Raw genomic sequence first — 11238 nt, 5'->3', positions numbered from 1 at the left:
ATCCCGAGCGACCACGCTCACGACGCGGCACCAGATGCCTGGTCACTGATCGGGCCAGTCAACGACTCAACTTTCACCAAGGGAGCGGTGCCGGCGACGATGCGACCGTCTTTGAGGAACACGGTCCGGTCGGCCCACGCTGCATATCGCGGATCGTGAGTGACCAGGATGCCGCCGCACTCCGGTCCAATCTGAGCGCGCAGAAGCTCGATCACCTCCTCGCCGAGCACCGAATCGAGTGCCCCCGTCGGCTCATCCGCCAGGATCAACGACCGTGTCCCGATGACCGATCGCGCGATCGCGACCCGTTGACGTTGCCCGCCCGAGAGCCGATCCGGGAACTCACTACCCCGATCCGCGAGGCCCAGCCGTGCCAGCAGCGCCGTGGCCTGAGCGGACGCCTGCCGGGGCGCGACATCATCCAGTTCCAATGGAAGCGCTACGTTCTCCCGCACCGTCAGCGATGACACCAGGTTGTAGTCCTGAAACACCAGCCCGATCGATCGACGGCGCAACCGGGCGCGTTCGTCCGGCGACGCCGTCGAAAGGTCGACACCTGCGACGACAACACGACCTGACGTGGGTGTGTCCAACGCACCCGCCAGATTCAACAGATTCGTCTTTCCCGACCCACTCGGCCCCATCACCGCGACCAACTCGCCGTAATCGACACGCAGGTCGACCCCCTGCAATGCGTGCACCTGCGTGCCGCCCGACGAATGCGTGCGTGTCACATCCTCGAACTCGACCAGCGCCGAGGTCACTGTCGCGCCCCGGTGGATCGTGCGGTCGGTACTTCTTTCTGATCGTTCCCGGACGTGGGGGCAACCAACCGACGATCGCGCATCACCGTGGCCTCGACGTGATCGAGCCAACGAACCTCCGCCTCCGCCTGGAAGATCAGCGAGTCCAACAACAGCAACCAAGCCCGGTCACCCGAGCCGGATGCTCGACCATCGGCCTTCAACCGGGTGTACTCATGCAGCATCCGCATCGACTCCGTCCGCTGACTCTGCACGACCCGGGCGACGTCCACGTCCGCCGCTGTCACCGCAAGCGTCAACTTGATCGCCAGCTCATCGCGCGCCGGACGCGAACGTTCCACCGGCGACTCCCACCACGCGCGCACCGCGGCGACCCCGTTCTCAGTGAGCCCGAACACCTCCGAATCCTCGTCCGGATGCGGGACCACCAGCCCGTCCCGCTCCAGACGCTGGAGAGTCGTATATGCCTGCCCGATGTTCAACGGCCACGTCGCGCCCGTCCGCGCCTCGAACTCAAACCGCAACTGATAGCCATTCATCGGACGCTCGGCCAGCAGCACGAGGAAAGCTTTAGGGATCGACATACCTGCAACTCCTTACTCAGTAAGCATCGCGGACTAGCTTACCCGGTAAGTATCGATTTCGACGACGCACATTGCCCCAGCGTCAGCTCCCGTCCCTCGTTGGTCACTACCTGTTCTTCTGAAGGGGTGCAGACTACGAGCCGTCGAGCGTGCGTGCGCAAACCCTGAATCACCTGGTCAGACCACTTATTCTGAACTGAAAGTGTAGGGGGATTGCAGCGTTGACAACGTGACTGTCGCCACAGCGCGTATGTCTGGAACGCCCTCGAGGGCCACTGTAGGAGGTAGTACTGCACGTAACTGAGCGTTCTCATCCCTCAGCGCGGATACGGTGTCCTTGAGCACGTCGACGTGAGCGTTGGCAGCAGACAGCTCCTGCGTTAGCGTCGCGATGTTCTGATCGCGTTCGAGAAGGGTCTGCTCGCGTGCTGCGATTGGGTCGTCTCGACGTTCGATGTTTGGTTAGCCCAGCCCCATACGGTTCCCCCGATGCTCAAGAGTGCTGTGACGAGCATGATGATCCCCGTCCAGAAGTTGGAAATCGACGCACGCAGATTGAAGCGAGCGCTTCACTGTTCGGCTCTTGTCATGCGTCACAGCGTAGGGGGGGTGCAGAGCAGGCTGCTCAGCTATCGGGACGTCGGTTTGCGCCGATCAGAGGTGTAATTCGCGCCGCGATCTGGGTCGACCGAGGCCCTGCGCTCCGTGTTCACCATCCTCAAGGCACGAAAGCGCGTCTTCACCAATCCCATGACAGATCTGCCGACGGTGAGCGCGCGGCAGACAATCCCGATGCCGCTCGATCCCGCCGCGATCCGCGCAGCGCTGAGCCAAGCGGCGCGGGTCCACCTGTGAAGCCTGCGGATTCGAGATGTCTCTGGCGGAGGCCGAGCGTGGCCCCGCGCACGATGAATGCCCGTTCTGACATAGGTGCACGCCCAGCCTTCGCGAGCGACGCGGGCGCTTCGCGCACGTCGACCGCGCGGGACACAGGAACTCGTTCCCGTCGTCGCGCCGCGCGGCACTTTGCAGGGCTATGGTGCCTGCTCGCAGGAGCAAGCCACAAGCACAATGAAACGCGGGGAGCTGTTGAGCGAAGTGCGGGCCCGCACTTCGCTCAACCTCCCATGATGAATAGGGCATGCCCGAGGCGCGCATGTCCGATCCCGGCGGATCGGAGAGGGCTCCGCACGTGGGCCTGCGCTTCGCGACATTGTCGGTCCCAAGGTGGTGGGTTCGACCGCAGGGATGCAGCACGGAGTAGTGCGCCGGAAAACCGGCGCTCAAAGTTGGGAAAGCGGGCCCCTTCGGCCAGGAAAGGGCGCGATTTGAGATGCTGGCGTAGCCAGTGCGGAGAGGGCTGCGCGGGAGTTTCCCAAACACGCCACAGACGGTGTGTTTGGGAAACTCAACGCATCTATTTGGCAAACTGGCCCCGTGTTTCTTGGGAAACTCGGGGCCAGAGTTGTTCTTACTGGGGCTAGCAACGCCGCTTGGGTTCCAGGGTGAGAATCGGCGGTCGGGGAAGCTCGACGTGGCGCCGGACATAGCGCGCTGGCATCCTGTGCGGGCGCTCGCGACACCCCAGATGCTGACGTTTGCGCTGCAGGACGGACTTGAAAACATCAGCGCTGCCCAGTCGGCCGAGACTCCTTGTGGGCGCGAGGCTCGCTGCACTGTTGGTAACGGGCACCAAGGACGAAGCACTGGAGCGACCGCTGGAGAGCCTTGGGAAACAACAACCCATAGTTCGGAAACTCGCGTCACGATCCCTGCGTCACGGAATGCCACCGGGTGAGTGCGCAGACGTGTGTGTCGGATCACACGCCCGCCACGAGATGTCTTGTGCTTGGTGCACGCTCTTGCCCAATGGTCGGAGGTTTGGGCGGGAGGGACATCGCATGGGCTGGGGTGCGCCGGGGGGTGCATCCCAGCCCACTCCTCATTGGGTTGACGGTCAGCCTCACCTCGCGAGGACAGATTCTCTGGTTTCGCGTCACGATTCGAGCGAGGGGAGATGCCCTATGCATAAGACGACGTTTGCAGTACTGTGACACGCAGCTGCAACGTTTCATCGAGTGAACATCCGACACCCCCGACTCAGGAGCTCTAGCAATGAACGCAGTACCTTCGTGGCGCAGTCGCGCCAGGAAAGCGACCAAGTATCCGCCCGGGCCCCGACCGGCCCCCGCCGCCCACACAACCGCGCGGCGCTTCCTGTCCGCGCTGACCGCCAGTTCTCTCGCCGCTATGACACTCATCGGCGTTGGTCTCGCGATGCCCGGCGCTGCGTACGCCGCTCCGGGGGACCCTTTTGACCCTGCGGCTCCTGTGGTGTTTATCGCCCAGGGGGCCCCTTCCCAGCTCCAGCGAGCAGAGACAACGGGCGATGGATCTTTCACCTTCAGCGCTGAAGGTGGTCCTGCGCCGGTGTCATATAACGCGATCGGATTCAATCCGGCGGACAACTTCATTTACGGCATCGTGGCCGCAGGTCAGGGAACCGCGGCGTTCCCCGATGGGGCGCTTGTTCGGGTCGGTCAGAACGGCGTGACGACCCGCGTCGGTTCTGTGGTGTACACCCACCCCGTTACCAACTCGGTGCGCTGGTACGCGGGCGCGTTCAACCCAGCAAACGGGTACTTCTACATCTCGGACTCGGGACCGAACACGACCGTGCGGGCCATCCGAGTGAGCGATGGCGCAATCATGCAGACCATCAATCTTGGTCAGGCTCCCGGTGTCCAGGATTTTGCGTTCAAAGACGGGTTCGCTTGGGGTGCGAACAACTCGGGCGATGTCCGTCGCATCAACCTCTCCACGGGAGCAATCGACACCTTCCCCAACGTGCTGGCTGATGCCTCAGGCGGCTACGGTGCGGTCTGGAACTTCGGCAATGGGAATCTGGGATTCTCCTCGAACGTTGACGGCATCGTCACGCAGCTCCAGATCACGAATGGCGCGACCGCAACTCCGTCCTTCGATGTGATCTCCACGGTACGAGGCCCGATCTCAAACCTGAACGATGGCACCTCTATCCTGGGGCTTCCGGCGGACCTGGAGATCGAGAAGACCGGGCCTGCTGTCTTCGAGTCTGGTGATCGCCTCACTTACGAGATCACCGTGACCAACAACGGAGCCGGTGTCTCCAGCGGATGGACCGTCACAGACACTCTGCCGGCTGGCCTGTCGAACGCAACTGTGGTCGGCAACGTGACGAGCAGCATCACCGGCTCGGAAGTCACCGTCAGCGGCGGACGTCTCGGCATCGGAGAGTCTGCGAGCTTCCGGGTCGAGGCCGATTCGAACGTGGCACCGGGAGCGTGCATCACCAACGTTGCGTCGGTCTTCGGAAACGAGGAAGACCCTGACGAGTCGAACAATGAGGCAACCGCAGAGTCCTGCGATCAGCTCCTCCTGGTGGAGAAGACGTCCGACGCGACGGCCGACTCGCGCCCCGGCGACGTCATCAACTACACGGTGACGGCGACCAACGCTGGAGAGGGGCCGTTCACCGCCGCCAACCCGGCGGTCGTGTTTGATGACCTTTCCGGTGTGCTGGATGACGCGAGCTACAACGGGGACGCACAGGCGTCCGTATCGGGTTCGCTCGGATATCAGGCGCCGTTGCTGTCCTGGTCTGGTGCGCTTCCGGTCGGCGGCTCAGTCGTCATCTCCTACTCGGTAACCCTTCAGCCTGGTGGTGACGGTGATGTCGCCAATGTGACCTGGGTGCCGGATGACCCTGGGGTGACGACGCCACCCACCTGTGATCCTGCGACTGACGGCATCGACGATGTAACGGGCCAGGCCTGTGCGACTGAGCAGTTCGATCTTCCGCGTCTGACGATCAACAAGATCGTCGACCGGACCGATCTGCCCGCGATCGGTGAGCAGGCAACGTTCACCATCACCGTGCACAACGACGGGCCAGGCGTGTACACGGCGACGAGCCCGGCGACGGCGACCGATGACCTCAGCGATGTCCTTGACGACTCGACATTCGACGACGCTTCCCTGACGGCAGATGTCGGCTCTGTGAGCCGTACGGGATCGACGATTTCATGGAGTGGGGCGCTCGCCGCAGGCGAGACCGCGACAATCACCTACGCAGTGACCTACACGGGTGAAGGTGACCAGATCCTGCGCAACCAGGCGTGTATCCCTGCCGACGACACGCTCCCTGGCGCGGCGAGCTGTGCCGATGTACAGGTTCCGGGTGCGCTGCTGACGCAGTGGAAGACAGCAGAACCGTCGTCCTCTCCGGTCGTTGCGGGCTCGACCATCACTTACACGCTCCACTTCAAGAACGATGGAAAGTCGGCGGCAGATGTTGATGCCGTCGACAGCCTCATCCATGTTGTTGACGACGCTGCGGTCAGCGTGGAGCCGACATCGGCCGACGGCTTGACTGCCGTGCGAGCCGGCGTCCAGATCTATATCACTGGATCCGTGCCCGCGGGCGAGACCTACACGGTCACCTACACCGTGACGGTGAGGCCCGATCTGCAGCGTGGCGACAGCGTGGCGACGAACTTCCTGCTGAAGCCGGGGGAGACCCCGCCGACGGACGGACAGTGCACGCCCACAGACGCACAGCTGCCCAACTGCACGAGCACGCCGATCACGGGTATTACCTACGCCAAGTCCGTGGTGGCATCCGAGTCCCCGGTCCGGGCAGGGACCGAGCTGACCTACACGATCACCGCCACGAACATCGGTGCCACGGTGGTCGACGTGGAACGTGACGACTACCTCGCGGACGTTCTCGATGACGCCACGGTTACCGGCGTGCCGTCTTCGGACACGCCGTCGGTGAGCGTGAACGGCCCGACCGACGATGTGGTCGAGATCCGCGGCACACTGGCGGTGGGTGCGACAGCGACCGTGACGTATACCGTGACGGTCAAGGAGGCATCGCAGCGTGGCAACAGCTCGGCGAACAACTTCCTCATGGCGCCCGGATCCACACCGCCTGAGGAATGCCGCCCGCCCTTCCCGCCGCCCGGACCATGGGTGCCTGGTCGGCCTTTCCCGACCGCTCCGCCTTATCGGTGCACGGTGACGCCGATCCAAGGCTTCATGGTCGCCAAGTCGGCTGACCAGGCCTCGGTGCTCCCGGGTGACATGGTCACCTACACGGTGACGGTGACCAATACCGGCGCGGTGGACTACACGACTGATGCGCCGGCCTCGTTCTCGGATGACCTGTCGGGTGTGCTGGATGACGCGACCTACAACGGGGATGCCAGCAGTGGTGCCACAGTGGCGGGTGATACGTTGACGTGGTCTGGACCGTTGGCCATCGGCGAGACTGTCCAGGTGACCTACTCGGTGACGGTGAACGATCCGCTCACCGGTGACCAGAACCTGGCGAACGCCGTCGTGCCGACGGGACCGACCGGCGAATGCGATCCGGAAGGCGAGTGCGCCACCAACACGCCAGTCGCGTCGTACATCGTCTCCAAGACTGCGGACCAGACTTCGGTACTCCCGGGTGACGTGGTCACGTACACGGTGACGGTGACGAACACGGGTGACGTGGACTACACGGTTAGTGAGCCTGCGTCGTTCTCGGACGATCTGTCGGGTGTGCTGGATGACGCCACGTACAACGGGGATGCCAGCAACGGTGCCACGGTGTCCGGCAACACGCTGGCCTGGTCTGGACCGTTGTCCGTTGGGGAGACGGTCGACGTGACTTACTCGGTGACGGTGAACGATCCGCTGACCGGTGACCAGAACCTGGCGAACGCAGTGGTCCCGACGACTCCGGGCGGCAGTTGCGACCCGGAGGGTGAGTGCACGACGACCACGCCTGTTGCGTCGTACACGGTCTCCAAGACTGCGGACCAGACTTCGGTACTCCCGGGCGGTGTGGTCACGTACACGGTGACGGTGACGAACACGGGTGACGTGGACTACACGGTTAGTGAGCCTGCGTCGTTCTCGGACGATCTGTCGGGTGTGCTGGATGACGCCACGTACAACGGGGATGCCAGCAACGGTGCCACGGTGTCCGGCAACACGCTCACCTGGTCTGGACCGTTGCCCGTTGGTGGATCGCGTACGATCACCTACTCGGTGACGGTTGACAGCACGGTGACGGGGGACTTCACACTCCGCAACGCCGTCGTGCCGACCTCGCCAGGTGGCGGATGTGCCACCGACGGGGAGTGCACGACGACAACCCCCGTGCAGGCGCTCAGCGTTGTGAAGACGACATCGGCGACGTCTGTGCTTCCGGGTGAGGTTATCGACTACACCATCACGGTCACCAACATCGGGCAGCTCGACTACACCGATGCCGCGCCCGCCTCGTTCTCGGACGATCTGTCTCGCGTTCTCGATGACGCCACGTACAACGGCGACGCGACCAGCAGCAGTGGCGCCGGTATCGGTTACGAGGCTCCGACACTGTCATGGTCCGGACCGCTGGCCGTGGGGGAGACGGTGACGGTTACCTACTCCGTCACGGTCAACGACCCGGCGAGCGGCGATGGGCAGCTGAACAACACGGTTGTCACTCCCCCGAACACGGGCGGCAACTGTGAGGAAGGCTCCACTGATCCTTCGTGTGTGGCCAATGTCCCCGCCGGCTCCTACACCGTGCTTAAGGAGGCATCCCAGGAGACCGCGCTCCCGGGTGATGTCGTGACATACACGATCACGATCACGAACACGGGTCAGGTCGACTACACCGACGCGGAGCCAGCCTCGTTCTCTGATGACCTTACGCGCGTGCTGGACGACGCCCGTTACAACGGAGACGTTTCTGCAGGCGGTTCTGTGGATGGTTCGACCCTTCGTTGGTCCGGACCGCTGGCCGTAGGCGAGACGCTCCAGGTGACTTACAGTGTGACCGTGGACGACCCCGTACGTGGGGACTTCCAGCTGCGCAATGTCGTGGCACCGACCTCTCCGGGCGGTGCCTGCGTAGAGGGAGGTTGTGTGACGCAGACTGAAGTTGCCTCGTACACCGTCAGCAAGACCGCTGACACGAGCGACGTTGTCCTCGGTGGGCGCGTGACGTACACCCTGACTGTTTCCAACACCGGCCAGGTCCCGTATACGACTGAGATGCCGGCATCCGTCAGCGACGATATGTCTGGTGTGCTCGATGACGCCACGTACAACGGTGACGCCTCCGCGGGCGCCGAAGTCGCAGGCGACACCCTGCGATGGTCCGGTGCCCTCGGGGTTGGCGAGTCCGTCACGGTGACGTACTCGGTGACCGTCAACAGTCCAGCCACAGGAGACGGTGTCCTGCGCAACGCTGTCGTCAGCGATGGCCCCGGTGGCGGATGTGCGGAAGCAGGCGGCTGTGTCACTGAGACGCCAGTGGCAAGCTTCACCGTCGCCAAGACGGTGTCGACACAACGGGCAACTATTGGTGAGCGCGTGACGTTCAGCATCCTTGTCACCAACACGGGTGCGATGGACTACACAGAGGAACGCCCTGCCACCTTCACCGATGATCTTTCGTCCGTGCTGGAACATGCCCGTTACAACAACGACGCGACGAGCGGGGCCGTGTACGAGCAACCGGTGTTGTCATGGGCTGGTGCGCTGCCTGCGGGCGAGAGTGTGACGATTACCTACTCCGTGACCACACGGTCGGCCGGTGAGATGCGCAACGTGGTGGTGACCCCGCCTGAGGTGGGGGCGAACTGCTCGCCCGACTCGGACGATGCAGATTGCCGCACGGTGACCACGGTGACGCCGCCACTGCCCACGACAGGAACGACGATCTGGACAGGCGGTGCGTTGCTCGGAATCGCGGTACTCGCGCTCGGGTTCTGGCTCATCGCGCGCCGTCGTGCCCGGGAGGTGAACTCCTGATCTGGCGCTAACGCGCTGATGGTGACGGGCACGGTGCTTCGACCGTGCCCGTCACCCTTGTGTATGTCAGGCGGAGTCCCAGAGAGAACTACGAGTGAACGACGATCCATTCGGTCTAGAAGCATCCGACGATGATCTGCTGCGACAGGTGCGTGCGGGAGACAGCACCGCATTCGGTGAGCTTTGGAGACGCCATGCCGGCGTAGCGATGTCGGTGGCGCGGAGCTTTTCGACCCTTTCTGCGGAGGACATCGTCTCCGAGAGCTTCGAACGGCTTCTGACCGCGCTTCGTCAGGGTAAGGGCCCGCGAGGTGAATTTCGGGCCTATCTAATCGCCACTGTTCGCAACACCGGGCGCCAGCACTACAACAGGCACATCGCTCGCGCCGAATACTCCTACTCGGAAATCCAAGACGCCGCCGACCCAACGGCGGCAACTACTGAACAAGTCATGATCACCATGGAGGAGAACAACGCGGCAGCTCAGGCATTCGCCACACTCCCTCCACGATGGCAGGGGGTGCTCTGGTACAGCCACGTCGACGGGGTGCCGCCACGCGAGATCGCTACGCGATTGGGACTGACCGCGAACGGCGTTTCAGCGCTCGTCGTTCGAGCCAAGCGAGCATTTCGGGACGCGTGGCTCTCAGCTCAACTCACGCGCGCCAGCAGTGAAGAGTGCCGTGCAACGATCAGATCGCTCGGCGCATACACCCGCAACGGACTCTCCACGCGAGCACGGGTAAAGGTCGAAGCGCATCTGGCCGACTGCGATCAGTGCACTCATGCGCTTGCTGAGGCGCGGCTCGTTGCCCGCAATCTCGCCCTCGTGCTCCTTCCCGCGGTGGCAGGCGTAGCGGGTGCCTCGCACTATTTGTCGACCATGTCCCCGCCGCCTGTGCCCGAACATCTCGCGTCACAGCTCCCCGCCACGCCCACACAGGGCGACATCAGAGGCCCACAGCCCACACCCGCGTCAAGACGGGCGTCACTCGCCGTAGCGGCACTCGTTATCGCGGGTGCGGGCGGGATGATCGCGATCTCGGCGCTGGTTCAGAACTCAGCAGACCGCCCGGACGCTGCCTCCGCGGCAACAGATTCGACTTCCCCGGCGCCTCCACCGGCAGAATCCACAGAGACTCCCCAGTCCCGCACACCAACTGCATCGCCGGTCCCCGCACCATCAAAGAGCGAAGCCCGAACTGAGGACGAGCAGCCCCCGGGCACTATGCCGACAACGAACCCGACGAGCGCGCCGGTGCCGCCTACCACTCCACCGACGATGACGCCCACACCGGTTTCCCCACCGGCTGAACAGCCAGCCACCATAGAAGCACCGGACGCTGAAATAGAGCAGAGCGATCCCCGGCTCTACCCCTGGCTGTCAGGTACCTCGTCGTACCCGGGAGCCAAGATCACCGTGATCGATACCCACGGGAAAGCCATTGCACAGACCACAGTGGATGCTTTCGGCGACTGGTCTGTTCACCTGTCGAGCAGTAGTCCCGGAGACCACAGCGCAGCTGTTTTCCAGACAGTGGGTACGGCTGTCTCCGCGCCCACTCCGCGTCTGGAGTACTCCCTGGCCGCGCCACCTATCCCCGACACACCCCGCGACCACAGCGTCGTGAACGGAACGAGCTTTCGGTTTCAGATGTCAGAGAACCCCGACACTATAATCCAGAGAAAAACCTCGGCGACACACGTTATTCAGACTCTTACTGTCCCTGCATCCGGTCTCTGGAACGAGTACTTCACCCTCCCGCCCGGGCACCAGTCGATCCAACTCCGCTACGCCGATGCATCGGGAAGAAACTTCGGTCCGTGGAGCTCCACCACACTCGACGTAGAGAAGTAGAAGCGGAGTCTGGGGTAGGCCCGAAATATCCGGCGATTCCGCGTCGCGGAAGGTCAGAAACCCCATCCGTATGATGGTGGTGCGCAGGGCGGGTGAATTGCGCGACCCGCCACCTAGGAGGAAGCTCCCCAACCCCAATTCCGGGCTGACGCGCGGCGGGAGGCGCCCCTCGGCCCCACCGCTCAAGCCT

Annotated in this window: 5 protein-coding genes; 3 read left to right on the top strand and 2 right to left on the bottom strand. The window is 63.5% G+C overall.

Going from position 1 to position 11238, the window contains the following annotated elements:
* Positions 1–17 precede the first annotated feature (17 nt).
* Positions 18–764 (bottom strand): ABC transporter ATP-binding protein, encoded by a 747-nt coding sequence (locus LQ566_RS08725; RefSeq protein WP_231091226.1) that lies wholly within the window; start codon positions 762–764, stop codon positions 18–20.
* The gene (locus LQ566_RS08720) at positions 761–1324 is read right to left on the bottom strand and encodes a PadR family transcriptional regulator (protein WP_231091225.1); all 564 of its coding nucleotides are present in this window, start codon (positions 1322–1324) and stop codon (positions 761–763) included. Before LQ566_RS08720 ends, LQ566_RS08725 begins: the two co-directional genes overlap by 4 nt.
* Positions 1325–2053: 729 nt before the next feature.
* On the opposite strand from LQ566_RS08720, the gene LQ566_RS08715 reads away from it, so the two are divergent.
* The 3 genes from LQ566_RS08715 to LQ566_RS08705 all read left to right on the top strand — a co-directional run bounded on the left by LQ566_RS08715 (position 2054) and on the right by LQ566_RS08705 (position 11048).
* A complete protein-coding gene (locus tag LQ566_RS08715; RefSeq protein ID WP_231091224.1) occupies positions 2054–2203 on the top strand; it encodes a hypothetical protein in 150 nt (49 codons plus the stop codon).
* A 1260-nt stretch (positions 2204–3463) separates the two neighbouring features.
* Positions 3464–9190, top strand: a complete 5727-nt coding sequence (locus LQ566_RS08710; protein ID WP_372459783.1) for a DUF7927 domain-containing protein — start codon at positions 3464–3466, stop codon at positions 9188–9190.
* A 94-nt stretch (positions 9191–9284) separates the two neighbouring features.
* On the top strand, positions 9285–11048 hold the full coding sequence (locus LQ566_RS08705) for a sigma-70 family RNA polymerase sigma factor (protein WP_231091222.1): 1764 nt from the start codon (positions 9285–9287) through the stop codon (positions 11046–11048).
* Positions 11049–11238 lie beyond the last annotated feature (190 nt).

The organism is Microbacterium nymphoidis, from assembly GCF_021044885.1.
Taxonomy (GTDB): domain Bacteria; phylum Actinomycetota; class Actinomycetes; order Actinomycetales; family Microbacteriaceae; genus Microbacterium; species Microbacterium nymphoidis.
The sequence above is the reverse complement of the archived record's forward strand: the minus strand, read 5'-3'. Positions and strand labels throughout refer to the sequence as shown.

Coding starts and splice junctions, on each gene's coding strand:
- LQ566_RS08710 (WP_372459783.1), top strand. CDS start 3,464: ATGAACGCAGTACCTTCGTGGCGCAGTCGCGCCAGGAAAGCGACCAAG.